This window comes from Solidesulfovibrio magneticus RS-1 (assembly GCF_000010665.1).
GTDB classification, from domain to species: domain Bacteria; phylum Desulfobacterota; class Desulfovibrionia; order Desulfovibrionales; family Desulfovibrionaceae; genus Solidesulfovibrio; species Solidesulfovibrio magneticus.
In genome coordinates, this window is sequence record NC_012796.1 from 2,971,929 (window position 1) to 2,989,237 (window position 17,309).

14 protein-coding genes are annotated in these 17,309 nt (G+C 67.3%); 13 read left to right on the forward strand and 1 reads right to left on the reverse strand.

All coding sequences use genetic code 11. The features are described 5' to 3' along the window. Window positions 1-6: 6 nt before the first annotated feature. From DMR_RS12720 to DMR_RS12730, 3 genes are all read left to right on the forward strand, one after another. Window positions 7-1,215, forward strand: coding sequence for a DUF459 domain-containing protein (locus DMR_RS12720; RefSeq protein WP_015861323.1), 1,209 nt, complete (start codon window positions 7-9; stop codon window positions 1,213-1,215). Window positions 1,216-1,514: 299 nt separating this feature from the next. Continuing rightward, a complete protein-coding gene (locus tag DMR_RS25610; RefSeq protein ID WP_015861324.1) occupies window positions 1,515-2,510 on the forward strand; it encodes a DUF459 domain-containing protein in 996 nt (331 codons plus the stop codon). An 11-nt stretch (window positions 2,511-2,521) separates the two neighbouring features. Continuing rightward, window positions 2,522-3,280 carry a Rossmann-like domain-containing protein gene (locus DMR_RS12730; protein WP_052278991.1) on the forward strand — a complete coding sequence of 253 codons (759 nt, stop codon included), beginning with the start codon at window positions 2,522-2,524 and terminating at the stop codon, window positions 3,278-3,280. Between the two features lie 163 nt (window positions 3,281-3,443). Here DMR_RS12730 and nhaA read toward each other — a convergent pair whose 3' ends face one another. Beyond that, window positions 3,444-4,871: a Na+/H+ antiporter NhaA gene (gene nhaA, locus DMR_RS12735; protein WP_015861326.1), complete on the reverse strand. Its 1,428-nt coding sequence runs from the start codon at window positions 4,869-4,871 to the stop codon at window positions 3,444-3,446. Between the two features lie 364 nt (window positions 4,872-5,235). Here nhaA and DMR_RS12740 point away from each other — a divergent pair, with 364 nt between their 5' ends. The 10 genes from DMR_RS12740 (at window position 5,236) to DMR_RS12785 (ending at window position 17,262) form a co-directional block, all read left to right on the forward strand. Next, entirely contained in the window at window positions 5,236-6,249 is a 1,014-nt protein-coding gene (locus tag DMR_RS12740; RefSeq protein WP_015861327.1) for a tRNA dihydrouridine synthase, read from the forward strand. After that, complete coding sequence (ispH, locus tag DMR_RS12745) at window positions 6,246-7,106, forward strand: 4-hydroxy-3-methylbut-2-enyl diphosphate reductase (protein ID WP_015861328.1); 861 nt, start codon at window positions 6,246-6,248, stop codon at window positions 7,104-7,106. The genes DMR_RS12740 and ispH overlap by 4 nt, the downstream gene beginning before the upstream one ends. A 90-nt stretch (window positions 7,107-7,196) precedes the next feature. Next, a complete protein-coding gene (locus DMR_RS12750) occupies window positions 7,197-8,186 on the forward strand; it encodes a chemotaxis protein (RefSeq protein WP_015861329.1) in 990 nt (329 codons plus the stop codon). A gap of 68 nt (window positions 8,187-8,254) precedes the next feature. Continuing rightward, a complete protein-coding gene (locus DMR_RS12755; RefSeq protein WP_015861330.1) occupies window positions 8,255-9,886 on the forward strand; it encodes a hypothetical protein in 1,632 nt (543 codons plus the stop codon). Between the two features lie 143 nt (window positions 9,887-10,029). Beyond that, window positions 10,030-10,695: a tetratricopeptide repeat protein gene (locus DMR_RS12760; RefSeq protein WP_015861331.1), complete on the forward strand. Its 666-nt coding sequence runs from the start codon at window positions 10,030-10,032 to the stop codon at window positions 10,693-10,695. Between the two features lie 108 nt (window positions 10,696-10,803). After that, a complete protein-coding gene (gene iorA / locus DMR_RS12765) occupies window positions 10,804-12,645 on the forward strand; it encodes an indolepyruvate ferredoxin oxidoreductase subunit alpha (RefSeq protein ID WP_015861332.1) in 1,842 nt (613 codons plus the stop codon). Next, the gene (locus DMR_RS12770; RefSeq protein ID WP_015861333.1) at window positions 12,642-13,244 is read left to right on the forward strand and encodes an indolepyruvate oxidoreductase subunit beta; all 603 of its coding nucleotides are present in this window, start codon (window positions 12,642-12,644) and stop codon (window positions 13,242-13,244) included. Before iorA ends, DMR_RS12770 begins: the two co-directional genes overlap by 4 nt. Then, complete coding sequence (locus DMR_RS12775; RefSeq protein WP_015861334.1) at window positions 13,241-14,842, forward strand: sigma-54-dependent Fis family transcriptional regulator; 1,602 nt, start codon at window positions 13,241-13,243, stop codon at window positions 14,840-14,842. Before DMR_RS12770 ends, DMR_RS12775 begins: the two co-directional genes overlap by 4 nt. Window positions 14,843-14,920: 78 nt before the next feature. Then, entirely contained in the window at window positions 14,921-16,654 is a 1,734-nt protein-coding gene (locus DMR_RS12780; RefSeq protein ID WP_015861335.1) for a phosphoenolpyruvate carboxykinase (ATP), read from the forward strand. A 125-nt stretch (window positions 16,655-16,779) separates the two neighbouring features. After that, entirely contained in the window at window positions 16,780-17,262 is a 483-nt protein-coding gene (locus DMR_RS12785; RefSeq protein WP_015861336.1) for an ion channel, read from the forward strand. Window positions 17,263-17,309 lie beyond the last annotated feature (47 nt).

A 17,309-nucleotide genomic window follows, 5' to 3' on the forward strand; every position in this document is an offset into this window, starting at 1 on the left:
GAACACGTGCCCAATCCCACCGCCAAGGACGCCGGCCCCGAGCCGCGACACCGGACGCCGGCCCGTCAGCCGAGGGCGGCCGACCGCCGGGAACATGCCGCCCGAGCCGCCCCCGGCCCGACCCGCCGCTTCCTGGCCGCCCTGGCCTGCCTGGCCTGTCTGCTCGGCACGGCCTGCGGCCAGGACGAAGCGCCCAAATCCGCTGACGCGCCCAAAACGGCGGCCTCGTCCCAGCCGCCGGCCAAGACCGCGACACTGCCCCAGTCTTCCCAGACGCCCCAGTTATCGCCGTCGTCCCAGACACGGGCCAAACGCCTGCTCGTGGTCGGCGACTCTCTGTCCATCAGCCTTGGCGAACAGCTCGAACACGCCCTGGCCGGCGCGCCCGGCCTGGATTTTTCCCGCGACGGTCAGCGCTCCACGGGCTTAAGCCGACCGGAACTCTTGGACTGGCCGGCCCGGCTGCGGGAACTGGTCGCCAAGTCCCCGCCCGACATCGTGGTCATCATGATCGGTGCCAACGACGTCATGCCGCTGACCGCCGCCGACGGCAACCGGGTCTATTTCGACCAGCCGGCCTGGGCCGAAACCTACACCGCCAAGGCCCGGGAACTCCTCGCCATCTGCCGCCAGGCCAATCCCGACGTGGCGATAAACTGGGTCGGCGCGCCGTCCATGGGCGACGCGGCCCTGGCCGTCGGGGTTAAACGTGTCAACGCCGTGCTGGCCAAGTTGTGCGCCGAGGCGGGCTGCCGGTTCATCGACGCCGAAGCCGCTTTTTCCGACGCCGATGGGCGTTATACCCGCCACGCCAGGGACGCGGCCACGGGCGAAACCACGGCCATCCGCACCGCCGACGGCGTACACCTGACCGAAGCCGGGGCTAGGCTCCTGGCCGGCGTGACGGCCGCTTCCCTGACCGGCAAGGAACAACTGCCGCCTGCGGCCGGTCTCGACGAACTGCGCGCCCAGGCTCGGGATCTGCGCCCCGTGGCCGATCCCGCCCCCCAGGCCCAACGCGAGGCCTCCGGCAAAACCAAAACCAAGGCCCGGCCCAGCGGCAAGGTCTACAGCGTGCGCGACGGCGACACCTTCCGTTTGATCGCCAAACGCCTGGGCGTGTCCGAGGAAGACCTCGTCGCGCTCAATCCCGACGCCGATCCTAGACGTCTGTCCATCGGCCAATCCTTACGCCTGCCCGTGCGCCGCCGCTAGGTTCGCGCAACGCGGCCGCCTGGGCCGCTTCGACCAGCCCGGAACTCCACGACTTTTCGCCGTTGACCCGGCCAACCGCCATGGGTCATACTCCCGTCCGGGGATATTGTCGCGACGATTGGGCCAAGCAAAAGCGCCGCAGCCACGCCGAACCGGCAAAACCGGGCCCTCTCCGGTTGCGGCTGCGCCGTCTGGCATCGATGCCGTCGCCCCCATTGGCCGGCAAGATGAGCCACGCCCCGACAACGCCGCCAACCATGAACAGCACACGAGGTCGCCTGCCCTCACGGAGATGCGCCATGCGTCCGCTTGCCAGACTGATTGTTCCACTGCTCGCAGCCGTCCTGGTTCTGCCGGGTTGCGCCAAACGCCCGCCGGCTCCCGCGCCGACCGGCGATGAAACGACTACTCCGGCCGAGGCCGAGGTCAAACCCGCGCCGGTCGATACCCTGCCCACGGCCGTGCCGCCGGCCGTGCCGCCGTTGCCCAAGGCGGACCTCGCCGTGGAGCCGGCCGTGCCCGAACAGGCCACCAAGCAGGCCCTGGAACCCAAACCAGCCGTCAACGCCGCCATCAAGCCTCCCCGTTCCGAACCGGCCGCGCCCGCCTCCGAGTCCGGCCAAGCCGCCAGATCGGCCGAGGCCCAAGCCGCCGCCCCAAAAACGAAGAACGTCGACGGGCCGATGGTGGCCGTGGTCGGCGATTCCCTGGCCGTGGGCGTGGGCATGACCATGGAACAGCGCCTGGCCAAGACCGGCGGGCCGGGCTGTCTGGCCATGGGCAAGGTTTCGACAGGACTCATTTCCAAGAAATACGACTGGGATAAGGCGTTGGCCGAGACCCTGGCCCGCCAGCCCGTCTCGGCCGTGGTGGTGGTCCTTGGCGGCAACGACGCCAACAACGCCATCGCCGGCAAGGGCGCGGGCACGCCGGAGTGGCACGAGGCCTACACGGCCAAGGTGGAGCGTTTCCTGGCCATCGCCGCCAAGGCCGGGGTGCAAGTCCTGTGGGTGGGGCTGCCGGCCATGAAGGACCCGGCCTACGGCCAGCGCGTGGCGGCGGTCAACGCCGCGGCCCGGGCCGGCTGCGCCAAGACGGCCGGCTGCCGCTACCTGGAACCCGGCGACGTCTTTACCGACGCCTCAGGCAATTATGTCCAGGCCAAGGACATCGGCGGCAAGACCGTCAGCCTGCGGGCCGGCGACGGCGTCCACATGACCATGACCGGCTACGACCTGCTCTGTCGCCGGGTCCTTGATGTCCTGGGTCCGGCCGCCAGTCCGGCCAAACCGTAAGGAACTTGCCCATGCGTCGCCAACTGTCCCAGGCCGAGGTGCTGGCCGCCGTGGCCGACGACGTCTTCGCCCTGCCCGACCAGCCCCTCGCGTCCCTGACCATGGGCACATGTCTGGCCGCCGTGGCCTCGCGCGGCCTGGGGTTGGCCTCGCTGGTCTCCCACATCGTCCCGGGGCTGGCCCCGGCCCGGCCCAAGACCGTGCCGGCCACGGTCCACGAGGCGCTACGGCTGCTTGCCGACCCGGCCGCCGCCGAGACTGATCTGGCCTCGGTGGCCCTGGCCGCGGCCAATTCCCTGCTGCCGCTGCCCGAAGACGTCCGCGACGGCGCGGGGCAGGACCTGCTCATGTCCCTCGGCCGGGGCAAAGACGTGGCCGTGGTCGGGCACTTTCCCTTCACGGCCAGTCTGCGCGAAGCCTGCCGTTCGCTGTGGGTCTTGGAAAAACGGCCGCGACCGGGCGACTTGCCGGCCGAGATGGCCGGCGAGATCCTGCCCCGGGCCGACATGGTGGCCGTCACCGGCACCACCCTGCTAAACGGCAGCCTGGCCGGGCTGCTTTCCGCCTGCCGGGACGACGCCGTGGTCATCATGCTCGGCCCCACCACGCCCTTTGCCCCGGGCCTCATGCGCTGCGGCATTGACGTCCTGGCCGGCTGCGACGTGCCCGACCCCGAGGCGGCCCTGGCCGGCATCCGGGCCGGCAGCTGCTTCAAGGGGCTTTCCGGCGTGCGCCAGTGCTCCTGGCTGCGGCCGGGGCTGGCCGTTTAGGGCGGCTTCCCAGCCCACCCCTCCGGCCGCCGTATGGCGGCCAAACGCCGCGTCGCGTTCCCGAGACGCTTACGCCCCGAACAAACGGCGCGCCCTTGACGGCGATTTTGCTTCCGGCTCCCGTCGCTCCCGTCAGGACGCCCCACAACGAGGCGACGCGCCCTCAATGGCGTCCGCCGCTCCCGGGACAGCCCGGGGCTGACCCTGGGCAGACTGTTTCGTCGTCGTCATGTTCCCGACAGGACGGATCATCCACTGCTTCGCCGCGCCGCAACACGGCAAAACCGTAGACGCCGGCCAGGGTCGAGGCCACGAGGATGGACACCTTGGCCTGCTCGCCGGCGGCCGCGCCGTCGCCAAAGGCCAGGCCGGCGATGAAGATCGACATGGTAAACCCGATGCCGGCCAACACCGAGGCCCCGTAATAGTGGGAAAGCCGCATCCCCTCCGGCATGGCCGCCAGCCCCAGGCGGAACAGCCCCAGGCAGGTCAGGAAGATGCCGAGCTGCTTGCCAATGAAAAGCCCCAGGAAGATGCCCAGGGACACCGGCTCGGCCAGGGACTGCCCGGCCTGGCCAAAGAGCGGCACTCCGGCGTTGGCCAGGGCGAACAGCGGCATGATGCCGTAGGCGACAAAGGGGTGCAGGGCGTGCTCCAGGCGCGGCAGGGGCGCGCTGGCCCGCAGGCAGGCGCTTTCCAGGTTTTCAAGGGTCCCCTGCATGGTCTTGTTGGCCAAGAGGGCCTGACCCGGCTCCATGGACGCGGCAAAGCAGTCGAGGAGCCGGCGGGCCTTGTGCAGGAACGCCCCGGCCGAAATGCGGGTGCGCGCCGGGATGGTCATGGCCGCCAACACCCCGGCCACGGTGGCGTGGACGCCGGATTTGAGAAAGGCCAGCCACAAGATCGCGCCGCAGATGCCGTAAACGGCCGGATGGCGCGCCCCAGCCATGTTGAGACCGAGCATGGCCAGGAACATGGCTCCGCCGACGGCCAGGGAAATGAGCGAAATATCGCCGGAATAAAAGATCGCGATGACCAGCACCGCGCCGATGTCGTCAACGATGGCCACGGCCGCCAGGAAGACCTTGAGCGAAACCGGCACGCGATTGCCCAGAAGCGACAAGATGCCCAGGGCAAAGGCAATGTCCGTGGCCATGGGCACGCCCCAGCCGGCCATGGTCGGCAACCCTTGGTTGAAAAGGGCATAGAACAAAGCCGGCACGACCATGCCGCCCACGGCCGCCGCCACGGGCAGAATGGCCTGGGCCGGCGAATTGAGTTCGCCGACCAGGATTTCGCGCTTGATTTCCAGGCCGACCATGAAAAAAAACACGGCCATGAGCCCGTCGTTGATCCAGTGCAGCAGGGTCTTGGACAGGACGTGGTCGCCAAAGCCCACGGTCACGGGCGTTTCCCACAGGGCGAAATAGCCCGGGGCCAGGGGCGAATTGGCCCAGACCAGGGCAATCATGGTACAGGCGATAAGCACGATGCCGCCCGAGGCCTGGACATGGCTGAAACGGCGAAACGGGGCCAAGGCCTGCTCCAGCAGGGGCAACGGCCGGGAAGTGGTTAGAGGATGATTTGCCATGCAACTCCAATACAGTTGAGTGCAGTATTTTGCACGTTGACGGTGTGACAGCCGAGGCCGCGACATGTCGCCTCGGACGATTCGAGATTATCTAGTGTAAGACAGCTTCATGCGCTGGGCAAGGCAATTCGGAAAAGCTCATTTTCCGTGGGGCTTAACAGCCAAAACCCCTAAGACTACCCGGGCCGGCGTCGTACGCGCGGCCCATTGCGCCGTCCAGCAATCACCTGCTTGGACAATGTCGACAGAGCGTCAGCCATGGACCGCCCGCTACAGGCGATACGCCTGCCTGGACCAACCGCGAGCGGCCATTGCCCCCGTGCCGGCCTTGGGCTATAGACCGCCGAGGAATTGCGTATCCCCTATGTCCCATCCTTTCGGCATATCCCATCCTCCCATCGCTCCCGACGCGCCCTGGCTGGCCCCCCTGGCCGGTTTTTCCGATCTGCCCTTTCGGCTGCTGAGCCGGGAACTCGGCGCGGCGGTGGCGGTAACGGAAATGGTCAGCGCCAAGGGCCTTTTTTACGATTCGCGCAACACCAAGCGCCTGCTTGACACCTGCCCGGCCGACAGCCCTCTGGTGGTGCAGCTTTTTGGGGCCGAGCCGGACTACCTGGAACGCGCCGCCGTCGCCCTGGCCGAGGCCGGTTACACGTATTTCGACCTCAACTGCGGCTGCTCGGTGCGCAAGGTGGTCAAGACCGGCGCCGGCGCGGCCCTGCTTGGCGACCCGGACCGGCTCGTCGCCTGCGCCAGGGCCATGGTCCGGGCCGTGGGGCCTGGCCGGGTCGGGGTCAAGCTGCGCCTGGGGCCCAAGCCTCCGGCCCGGGTCGATCTGGAACTGGCCATACGCCTGGCCGAAGCCGGCGCGGCCTGGCTGGCCCTGCACCCGCGCCACGCCAGCCAGGGATTTGCCGGCACGGCCGACCGGCAGGCCCTGGGGGAATTCGTCGCCGCCTCAACCCTGCCCGTCATCGCCAGCGGCGACCTCATGACCGCCGCAGATGGCCGCGCGGTCCTGGCCCAAACCGGCGCGCAAGGCGTCATGTACGCCCGGGGAGCTTTGGCCGATCCCCGCGTTTTCGCCCGCCATGCCGCCCTTTTTGCCAACGAAGGCCAGACCACGCCCCGAGAAGTCCCGTCGGTGTGCGACGTCATCCGCCGTCATGCCGCCCTGTGCCGGGAATATGCCGACGACCGCCAGGCGCTTTTGCGCATGCGCACGGCCGTGCCCCGCTACCTGCGCGACCTGCCCGGCTGCCGGGCGCTGCGCGACCGATTGTGCCGGGTGCAGTCCTGGAACGAACTGTCCGACATCATAAGCGAGGCCGAGGCCCTAGCCGCCGCCTCGCCCCAAGCCGCCGGAGAAGCCGCATGAAACTCCTTCGCGCCCAGACCGCCGGATTCTGCATGGGCGTCGATCTGGCCCTGAAAAAACTCGCCGCCCTCATCGACGCCCCGGCCAAGGACGCCCCGGCCAAAGCCATCGTCACCTTCGGCCCCATCATCCACAATCCGCAGGTGCTCGAAGACTACGCCGCCAAGGGCGTAGGCGTGGTCAACGACCCGGCCGCCATCGCCCCCGGGACCACCGTGGTCATTCGCGCCCACGGCATCCCCGACCCCGTGCGCCGGGCCATCGCCGACCGGGGAGCCGAGATCGTGGACGCCACCTGTCCCAAGGTCAAAAAGGCCCAGACCCTCATCCAGGCCCAGGCCAAACAGGGGCGGACCTTGCTCCTTTTCGGCGAAGAGGACCATCCCGAGGTCAAGGGGCTTTTAAGCTACGCCACGGCCGGCGCCCACGTTTTCGGCGACATGGAAGAACTCGAAAAGCTCGACCTGCCCCACGGCCCCACCTATTTCCTGGCCGCCCAGACCACCCAGGACGAGCAGGAATTCCTGCGCATCCGGGATTATCTGCGAAACCGCTTCGGCGCGGGCTTGACGGTGTTGTCCACCATCTGCAACGCCACCATGAACCGCCAGCAGGAGGCCATGGATCTGGCCGCCGCCGTGGACTTCCTGGTGGTGGTCGGCGGGCGCGACTCCGGCAACACCCGACGCCTGGCCCAGGTGGCCCGCAGTGCCGGAACGCCGAGCGTCCATATCGAAACCGCCGACGAACTTTCACCCGGGATGTTCACGGGCTACGCCACAATCGGCTTGACAGCCGGCGCGTCAACGCCGAAGAAAATAATTGACCGTGTCCAGCAGGTGCTGGAATCCTATTAGCCTCATGCCGGTCGTCCGCCCCTGGCGGCCGACCGGCCGACAAACGCCGCCCCGCCCCTGTCCGGCGCGGCCTCAACCGCGGAGAACCTCATGGCCCAGACCAACATTCTCCTGGAAGCCGGCACCAACGAGCTGGAGATCGTGGAGTTTTTCATCGACGAGCCCACGGCCTCCTCGTTTACTGCCGACGCTCCCGAAACGTCGGGCCACTACCGGGGCTATTACGGCGTCAACGTGGCCAAGGTGCTGGAGATCATCCGGCTGCCCAAGGTCACGGCCATGCCCGAGGTGTCCCACCCAAGCGTCATGGGCGCGTTCAATCTGCGAAACCACATCATCCCCCTGGTGGACCTCAGCATCTGGCTCGACAAGCAGCGCCAGGACACGGCCTCGCCCAAGGTCATTGTCACCGAATTCAACAACGTCACGTCCTCGTTTCTGGTCTCCGGCGTCACCCGCATCCACCGCATGAGTTGGGAGTCGGTGGAGCCGCCCAACCGCTACGTTTCCAAGATGAGCGGCGATTCCATCACCGGCGTGGTCAAGCTGGAAGACCGCATCGTTTTTCTTCTGGATCTGGAAAAAATCGTGGCCGACCTCAACCCGAGCCTGGGGCTACGCCTGGACATGAGCATCGAATGGAACTCGTCCAGCCGCTATCGGGCCCTGGTCGCCGACGACTCGGTGCTGGTGCGCGAGATGTTAAAAGACCTGCTCAACAAGGCCGGCTTCGACGTTACGGCCGTGCAGAACGGCCGCGAGGCCTGGGAACTCCTCAGTCAGATCAAGGAGAAGTCCGAGGCCGAACACCAGCCCCTTTCCAACTTTGTCCACTGCATGGTGGCCGACATCGAGATGCCGGCCATGGACGGCCACAACCTCACCAAGCGCATCAAGGACGATCCGGTCCTGCGCGAGTTGCCGGTGATCCTGTTCTCCTCGCTTATTACCGACAAGCTGCGTCACAAGGGAGAGGCCGTGGGGGCCGACGACCAGATTTCCAAGCCCGACGTCAGCCAGCTGGCCATGCGGGCCAAGGCGCTCATTGAGCGCAAGCTCGGTCAGAAAACCGCCGCCTGAGGCCGCCTTGGCCTCCTGGCCGGCCACGTCCGTGCACTTTTTTACGACGCGCGACGTGTTGCTGCCCCATGCCCCGTAACCGCCTGTCCTTCCCGACGGACACTTCCGGCATCACCCGCTTCGGGCGGCCGCCGGCGATGTCCGGGCCATGGTTCGGCCCCGGTCCTTCCATGGCCGCCGGGACGGATCAGGCGGTTTCCATGCTGTGCGATCCCTGCCGCGACCTGTTCGCCGCCGAACAGGCCGTCTCCCCCTATCTCGTGGACTGGTCCCAGGCCTTCGCCGATCTTGACCCGACCCAGGCCGCGCCCGTGGCCCTGGTGTTCAAACGCTCGCCCTTCCCGGACGTGGTGGAACGCTGGCTGCTGCCGGACCTGGGCACCCCGCGCGCCCGCCGGATCGCCGAACTGCACCTCTCGGCCAGACTCAACAACGTGCTGTCTCTCGCCGGAGCCCACGGCGTCGAAATTCTCTCCAGGAACCGCCACGATGCCGGATTGCTGGACGCCGTACGCCACAATCTCTTCACCCGGCTTGACGATTTTTCCAACATGTCCCTGTATTTCCTCCATGGACTTGTGCAGTCGGCCTTTGGCCGCGACCTGTCCATCGACGCGTGCCAGACCGATGGTTCCCTGCCCGAAGCCCGAGAACACGGCGGCGCGACAGGCGGGTCAAAGCCCGGGCAGGCACGGCCGGGGCTGGCGCTGGCCGTCAACATCGGCCAACACCTGACGAGCTGGGGACTTATTCGCCTCACCCAGGACGGCGGCTGCGCCGTGGAGCGCCTGTTTCGCCGGGAAACTTGCCACGACTTGACGCGCTGCTGTCTCACGGCGGAAATAGCCGACATCCTGGCCACCATGCGGTCCGATCTGGGCCAGGCGGCCGACGACGTCGAGGCTGTGGGGGTAAGCCTGGCCGCCACGGTCATGGACGGTCGGCCGCTGCCGGTGGCCCAATTCGGACTGTTCGCCGCCTGCTCCCCATGGGAGCTCGAGCGCACGGCCACAGCCATCCCCGATGCGGCCTCCCGGGCTTTTCCGGGCCGGCCGGCGGTCCTGGTCAACGACGGCCGTGCCCAGGCCCTTTTTGCCTTTCACTTTGCCGACGGCAAGGCGGCGGCGGGCGACGGCCATCTGCTGACCCTGCGCCTGGGGGCCTGCCCCTGCGTCCACTGCCTGGACGGCGACGGGAACAGCCCGCCAGGATTTGACGAATACGGCTGGCTGGCCATCCGGGCCGTTCCCTCACGGCCGGGCGGGCCGCTGTTCTCCACCCCGCGCCACCCGCTCTCCCATTACGGCCTGGCCGCCGCCGCCCATGAACTCGGGCTTTTGACTCGCTATGGCCTGGGCATCGAGGACGCCATCCCCTTTTTCCACAGCCGGCTTACAGGCGACGACCCCGAGGCCGCCCGGGAAGCCGCCGGCATCTATCGAATCCTCGGCGCGCACCTGGCCATGCTGGCCGCCGAAATCCACGCCCACCGCCCCCTTGGCGCGATCATGGTCATGGGTTCCCAGGCCAACCGTCTGGACGGGCCGGCGTTTGCCGCCTTAAGCGACGGCTACGCCGCCTTTGCCGCCGGCCGGCCCCTGGTCCCGGCCACGGTCGGGCGCATCCTCGTCGAGGAAGCCTCGGCCGAGGCCGGACTCGTGGGGGCGGCCTTTGCCGCCCTGTCCGCCGCCCCGGCCTAGCCCGTTCGCCCCAAGCGGCCATTGACCGTCGAAAAGCCGGCCAACCGGCCCGTTTGAGGCCCCGCGCCTTTTGACACTCCCGGCCCTTTGTGCTTAATTGACCTCCTTTTCGCGAAACTCGTACGCGCTTTGGAGGCGTTTCCATGACTGATTCTCCCGCTTCGCAACACGGCTCGGCCAAACCGTCCGACATTCCCGCCGCGCTGCGCCTGCCTGTCCAGTACTGGCGGCATTCCCTGGCCGCCGCCGCCATCGTCCTCGTGGCCGCCGGCGGCTACGCGCTGTTTGGCGTCTATCAAAAGGGCCAGGTCGAAAAGGCCGAGGCCGCCCTGGGCGAAATCATCACCACCAAGGCCGGCGCGGACCGTGTCGCCGCCCTGGAAACCCTGGCCAAGTCCGCTCCTGAGGGAGCCAAGGCCGGCATCTACCTCGAACTGGCCAAGACCGCCCAGGGCCTGGGCGATTTTACCAAGGCCGCCAGCGCCTTCGAGGCCGTGGCCAAATCCGCCCCGTCCGGCATGAAGACCATCGCCGGCCTCGGTGAAGCCGCCGCCCTGTCGCGCGCCGGCCAGGACGCCAAGGCCGTGGACGTGCTGGAATCCCTGGCCGCCAAGGCCCCCAAGATCTTTGCCATGACCATCGACCGCCAGCTCGCCGTCACGGCCGAGGCCGCCGGCCAGTGGCAAAAAGCCCTGGCCGCCTATGAGCGCATGAAGGCCGACGGCAACGTGCAAAACGCCAGCTTCATCGACGCCCGCATCGCCGACCTCAAGGGCAAGACCGCCGGCGCGGCCAAGACCAACGGATAGTCCGAACGCGGCCGATCACGGCCGCGACCGTAACGCTTTGCCTCTCCCCCAAAAAAGGGAGCGCGGACGCCGACGGCGGCGTCCCTTTCATGTGTGGAGGATTGACGCGTGGGCAAGGAACTTCTCAAGACCGAGGGCGGCGACACCCTGCTGCTGCTCGGCAACGAAGCCATCGTCCGGGGAACCCTGGAAGGCGGCGTGCGCTTTGTGACCTGCTACCCGGGCACGCCTTCGTCCGAGGCGCCGGACACCTTTTTCCGCTTGAGCCAGGGCGCGCCCTATTACTTCGAATACTCCGTCAACGAGAAAGTGGCCCTGGAAGTGGCCGGCGGCGCGACCCTGGCCGGTTTGCCGAGCCTGTGCACCATGAAGCACGTCGGCGTCAACGTGGCCGCCGATCCGCTCATGACCCTGGCCTACGTCTCGGCCCCGGGCGGGCTGGTGCTGCTGTCCGCCGACGATCCGGGCTGCCATTCCTCGCAAAACGAGCAGGACAACCGCATTTACGCCCGCCTGGGCGGCCTGCCCTGCTTCGAGCCGGCCACGGCCCAGGAATGCAAGGACATGGCCCGCGACGCCATGCTCCTTTCGCGCAAGCTTGAAACGCCGGTGCTCCTGCGCACCACCACCCGGGTCAACCACGTGCGCGGCCCGGTGGTCACCGGCGACCTGCCGGCCACGCCTTATGAAAAGCCCTTTGTCAAGGATCCGGCCAAGTACGTGCCCCTGCCGGCCTCGGCCCGGGTCATGCACAAACGCCTGCGGGCCATCCTCGACGGCCTGGTCGCCGAGGCCGACGCCTCGCCCTACAACGTCGAATCCGGCGCTGGGGAACTGGGTTTCATCAGCTCGGGCGTTTCGCGCAACTATCTCTCCGACGTCCTGGAAGAAGAAGGGCTTGTCGGCAAGGTGCGCCTGCTCGAACTCGGCATGACCTACCCCTTGCCGGAAAACCGCATCGCCGCATTCCTGGCCGCCTGCAAAAAGGTGCTCATCGTCGAGGAACTCGAACCGGTGCTCGAAAACGAGATCCGAGCCCTGGCCCAAACGCGCGGCATCGAGGTCGAAATCCTCGGTAAAAGCGAACACCTGCCCCGCCTGGGCGAGTTCTCCACGGCCAACGTCCGCCAGGCCGTGCGTGCCTTCGTCGGGCAGCCCGCCGCCGTGGTCGATGCGCTCACCGTGCCGGGCGACCTGCCCCGGCGTCCGCCCAACCTCTGCGCCGGCTGCCCCCACCGGGCCGCCTACTACGCCGTGCGCGAGGTTTACGGTGACACCGCCGTCTATTCCTCGGACATCGGCTGCTACACCCTGGGCTTTTTGCCGCCTTTCCGGGCCGCCGACTTCCTGTTGTGCATGGGTTCGTCCATCTCCACCGGGGCCGGATTCGCCCGGGCCTCGGGCAAGCCGGTGGTGGCCTTTATCGGCGACTCGACCTTCTTCCACTCCGGCATCACCGGGCTCATCGACGCCGTGGCCTACAAGCACGACGTGCTCATCGTCATCCTTGACAACCGGACCACGGCCATGACCGGCCATCAGCCCAACCCGGGCGTGGACACCACCATCTTCGGCGAAAACCCCAACCCTGTGGACCTCATGGCCCTGATCCGGGCCTGCGGCGTGGAGCCGGTCAAGGTCAATCCCCTCAACCACAAGGCGACCCTGGCCGCCCTGACCGAGCTGTCCAAGCAGACCGGCCCGCGCGTGCTGGTGGCCGAATACCCCTGCCCCATCCATGCCCGGCGCGTGGGACAGGCCAAAAAGACCCTGCCCGCCCGGGTGGCCGGCGATCCCGCCGCCTGCCTGACCGTGCGCGACAATCTGGCCTGCCCGGCCTTTGCCATGGTGGACGGCCAGTTTACCATCAACGCCGAACAGTGCGACGGCTGCATGTTCTGCGTCCAGCTCTCACCGGACCTCAAGCCCGGCAAGAAGGAGGCGAAATGACCCGCGCCCGCATCTTTTTCACCGGCGTCGGCGGCCAGGGAACCTTGACCGCCACCACCCTTCTTGCCCGCACCGCCCTGGACGCCGGCTTGCCCGTCACCTCGGGCGAGATCCACGGCATGGCCCAGCGCGGCGGCGTAGTCGAGTCCACCCTGCTTGTGGGCGGCTACAAAAGCGCCATCATCGCCCCGGGCGAGGCTGACGTGATCCTGGGCTTCGAACTGTTGGAAACCCTGCGCGCCCTGCCGATGCTTAAACGCGGCGGCTTTGTCGTCGGCAACAGCGAAGCCCTCCAGCCCGTGGGCGTGTGCCTGGGCCGGGAGTGCTATCCGCCCCTTGAGGCCGTGCTGGAAACCGCCAAGGGCTTTGCCGCCCAGGTGGTGCTGGTCCCCTGCATCAGCCTGGCCGAACAGGCCGGCACGGCCAAGGCCGCCAACACCGTGCTTTTAGGCGCGGCGGCGGCCTGCGGCGCGCTGCCGTTTAGCGTGGCCGATCTCACCCGCTCCATTGAGAAGTACCTGAAACCCAAGCTGGTGGACGTGAACCTCAAGGCTTTGGCCCTGGGGGCCGAGGCCGCCAAGGCGGGCCAGGCGGCGTGATCGATTCCTTGACGTCTTTCGACGGGGCTGGACCGGCGTTTTACGGCGCGCTGTCGCGCATCGTGGCGCTGACCGGCCCCGGCCGGGCGGTGCGGCGCGGCCTGGAAAACGCCCTGGCCGTGCTGGTCGAGGCCCTGGGCTATCGCCGGGCCTGCCTGGAGCTCCACGATCTGCCCCAGCCGGGGGCGCGCATCGTGCTGTCCCACGGCCGCCAGCAGGGCCTGGACCATCTCTACGGCCCGGCCCCCATCACCATGGGCCAGGTCATCGGCTCGCGCCGCTCGCTCATCCTCCAGGACGTCAAGGACCATCCCGACTTCATCGGCCGGCCGCCCGAGGAGCTCTCCAACCTGTCCCACATCTGCGTGCCCGTCACCGTGCCCATGCCCGACGGCCATGTGGAAGGCTTTGCCCCTGTCGGCCCGTCCGACGTCATCGGGGCGCTCAGCGTCGATCTGCCCAAGGCCCCCATGGTCTTTTTGGAGGCACACCGCGAATTTCTGGCCGTGGTCGGCGGCATCCTCGGCAACGCCGCCCTGCGCTTGCGCGACGAGCTCGACCTGTCCCGGCGTTCCGTGGCCGCCGCTGTCCAGCCCGTCGGCATCGCCGCCGAGGACCCCGCGCCCGAGGCGGCTCCGGCCCAGCCCGTGGCCGTGTCCAAGAGCATTCGCCTGGTCCTGCGCCAGATTTCCCAGGCCGCCGATTCCGGCGATCCGGTGTTCCTGCGCGGCGAGGAAGGCACGGGCAAGGAATGCCTGGCCCGCTGGCTCCACAGCCAGGGCAACCGCCGCCACCGGCCGTTTCTGCGCCTGGGCTGCGGCGAAATGCCGCCCGAGGCGGTCATGGAAACGCTTTTTGGCGTCCAAAAGGGCGAGCGTTCCAAGTCCACCCGCTCCAAGCGCGGGCTTTTCGAGCTGGCCCAGGGCGGCGTGGTCTTTCTCGACGACATCGAGGAACTGTCCCTGGAGGCCCAGTCCCGGGTGCTCCAGGTCATCCAGGAAGGGGCCGTGGCCCGCATCGGCAGCGACACGCCGGTGGCCGTGGACGCCCGGGTGCTGGCCGCCAGCACCGCCTCCCTGGAAGACGCCATGGCCCAGGGCGACTTCCTCGAAGACCTCTTCTACGGCCTGGGCGTGTTTCCGCTCTACGTGCCGCCGCTGCGCGACCGCATGGGCGACATCCTGCCCCTGGCCGAACATTTCCTGGAAGACTTTTCCCAGCGCACCGGCAAGAGCGTGCGCCGCATCTCCACGCCGGCCATTGATCTCTTAAGCCAGTACCACTGGCCGGGAAACGTCCGCGAACTGGCCAACTGCATGGAGCGCGCCGCCACTCTTTGCGACGAAGCCGTGGTGCGCACCTACCATCTGCCCCCCACCTTGCAGACCGGCGAATCTTCCGGCACCGAACCCTCGCTGTCCTTTGGCGAGGCCGTGGCCAAGTTCGAGCAGGAACTGCTTGTCGAAGCCCTCAAGAAGGCGCGCGGCAACATGTACCAGGCTGCCCGGGACCTGCGCGAAAGCTACCGCGTGGTCAACTACAAGGTCAAAAAATACGCCATCGATCCCAAACGCTTCACTCCGGGACGACGCGGCTGACAGAACACAAAAACGGTTTACCCACTCCCGGCAAACGCGTAGAAACTGACGTCACTTCACCGCCCCACAGGAGGGTTCATGGCAAGCCTCGCCAGTCACGATTACTACCGCGACGACATGACCAAAATGCCGCCGCTACGCTCCATCGCCCAGACCCTTTGCCTGGACAAACGCGTCCGCAAGGTCACGGCCGCCGAGGCCTATGAGCTGGCCAAGCGTCAGCACGACGTCATGGACACCGATCTGCCGATCTACCCGGCGGCGGCCAAGCGCCTGGGCCTGCCCGAAGGGGCCACCGTGCTCAACAACTGCCACGGCCGCATCGTCGGCCGCACGGCCCTGGCCCGGCGCTTCTACACCCGCATGGAGGCCGTGGAGCGGCGCAAGGTCGAGTCCGACCTGCGCGAAGCCGTCTACGCCATGCAGCGCTATCCGCTGATCAAGGCCGAAGCGATTCTCGGCCTCGACACCGACCTCATGATCAAGGCCACCATCGTCGGCACCGAGGACGACGCGGTCAACATCTTCAACTGGCTGGCCAATTTCACGCCCTATGAAGAGCTGACCGAGGCCTACGCCAAAAGCCCCAAACTGCCCATTCCCGACATCTTGGTGGTCGGCTTCAACCAATGGACCACCACCGACCCGTATTACCACAATGCCGGCGGCTCCCAGCTGGCCCTGGTCGACGAAGACGCCAACGTCATCTTCAACCTCGGGATGCGTTACTTCGGCGAACGCAAGAAAGGCACGCTGACCCTGGCCTGGACCTCGGGCATGCGCCTGGGCCTGGCCGCCTGCCACGGCGGCATCAAGGAAATCGACTTTTCCGGCTGCGCCGACGCCAAGGCCCAGGACATGGGCAAGCGCTCCATCGCCTTTTTCGGCCTGTCCGGCACGGGCAAGTCGTCGCACACCAACTCCCACGACAACGGCGGCACCCTGCCGGCCGGGTTCTCCAAGGTGGTGCTCCACGACGACGCCTTCCAGATCGACTGCGAGAACAAGGTCTGCCGCGTCTGGGAACCGACCCTGTTCGACAAGACCGATTCGCGCCCCACGGGCCATCCCGACTGGCGCTACATGATCTCCACCATGAACCTGGGCCTGACCGAGGTCGATGGCAAGGTGTTGCCCCTGGGCCAGGACGTGCGCAACCCCAACGGCCGGGCGCTTATTGACCGCGACCTGCTCGGGGCCTACGTCAACCGCTGCTCCTTCCCCAACCTCATGGTCTGGCTCATGAAGGACACCTGCCTGCCGCCGGTGGTGCGCTTCACCGACAAGCATCTGGCCGTGGCCATGGGCGCTTCGCTCATGACCCGACGCAATCTGGCGGAAAACGTCAGCGAGGAGGAGCTCAAAAAGCTCGTCTTCGAGCCTTTCGCCAACCCCTTCCGGGTGTATGAGCTGTGGAAGGACGTGGAAGCCTTCGTCAAGGTCTTCGAGGCCGGAGCCGTGGGCTACACGTTCAATTCCGTGGGCTTCTGGAAGACTTCTGATCGCGAGCTGCAGAAGATTCCGCTGCAAAGCTCGTTGACCCTGCAAACCGCCCTGCTGCTGGAGCGTCTGGAGTGGGAGGACTGGGATCTGCTGCCCGGCGCCCAGCTGCCCAAGGCCGACAGCGTGGAAAAGCTCCTGCCCGGCTACGCCGCGCTCTACGACCCCTCCCGGGTGGAAAACCGCGACCGCTACCTGGAAACCCTCAAGGACCGTTTCCACCAGCGCCGCGTCTATCTGCAAAATTCCGACCTGCACAACCGGCCGGATCTGCTCATGCGCCTGGTCAACGCCCTCATGGTGCGGGCCTAGGCCCTGGCCTGGCCGCCTGACGCTACAGAACCAGACCGCCGCATGAACCCTTGCACGGCCCACCGCCATGACCGCCGGCCGCAGGCTCCCTCCGGGAGTCCTGCGGCCGGTTTCGGAACCACGCCATGAGCCTGCGCTCCGTTTTGGGCCTAATCGGGCTTACGGTCTCGCTGCCGTTTCTGGGCTATCTGGTCTACATCAGCCAGGCCAAATCCCCGTCTCCCGACCAGATCATCTTTCTGGCCTTCGCCTTTTCCGTCACCTTCCCCACGCTCATCCTGCTGTCGCTGGTGCTCTTCCGCAGCTTGGTGATCCTGGCTGCGGCGCTGCCGGTCTACGCCGCCTGCGTCATCGCCGGCTACGCCCGCACGTTCATGGCCTTCCAGATCCTGTGTAACGGCAAACCGACGGAATCCTTCCGCGATTGCCTGTATTTCAGCGTGTCGCAGTTCACCAACACCGGCTGCGCCGACTGCGTCCCCACGGCCCAGTTGCGCCTTTTGGCCGCTTCGGAAGCCTTTTTCGGTTATCTGTCGCTGGGCGTGTTCACCGCCTGCCTCATCGTCATCCTGGTGCGCATGATCACCGCCGACAAACTGCGCCAATAGTTTGCCCACCGCCAAACGGGGCCGCGTCGCGACCCCGTTGTCTCGTC

Excerpts from the sequence above, each read along its gene's own strand:
- DMR_RS12750 (WP_015861329.1), top strand. The coding sequence starts at position 7,197 with ATGGCCCAGACCAACATTCTCCTGGAAGCCGGCACCAACGAGCTGGAG.
- DMR_RS12730 (WP_052278991.1), top strand. The coding sequence starts at position 2,522 with ATGCGTCGCCAACTGTCCCAGGCCGAGGTGCTGGCCGCCGTGGCCGAC.
- DMR_RS25610 (WP_015861324.1), top strand. The coding sequence starts at position 1,515 with ATGCGTCCGCTTGCCAGACTGATTGTTCCACTGCTCGCAGCCGTCCTG.
- DMR_RS12760 (WP_015861331.1), top strand. The coding sequence starts at position 10,030 with ATGACTGATTCTCCCGCTTCGCAACACGGCTCGGCCAAACCGTCCGAC.
- ispH (WP_015861328.1), top strand. The coding sequence starts at position 6,246 with ATGAAACTCCTTCGCGCCCAGACCGCCGGATTCTGCATGGGCGTCGAT.
- DMR_RS12755 (WP_015861330.1), top strand. The coding sequence starts at position 8,255 with ATGCCCCGTAACCGCCTGTCCTTCCCGACGGACACTTCCGGCATCACC.
- DMR_RS12770 (WP_015861333.1), top strand. The coding sequence starts at position 12,642 with ATGACCCGCGCCCGCATCTTTTTCACCGGCGTCGGCGGCCAGGGAACC.
- nhaA (WP_015861326.1), bottom strand. The coding sequence starts at position 4,871 with ATGGCAAATCATCCTCTAACCACTTCCCGGCCGTTGCCCCTGCTGGAG.
- DMR_RS12740 (WP_015861327.1), top strand. The coding sequence starts at position 5,236 with ATGTCCCATCCTTTCGGCATATCCCATCCTCCCATCGCTCCCGACGCG.
- DMR_RS12780 (WP_015861335.1), top strand. The coding sequence starts at position 14,921 with ATGGCAAGCCTCGCCAGTCACGATTACTACCGCGACGACATGACCAAA.
- DMR_RS12785 (WP_015861336.1), top strand. The coding sequence starts at position 16,780 with ATGAGCCTGCGCTCCGTTTTGGGCCTAATCGGGCTTACGGTCTCGCTG.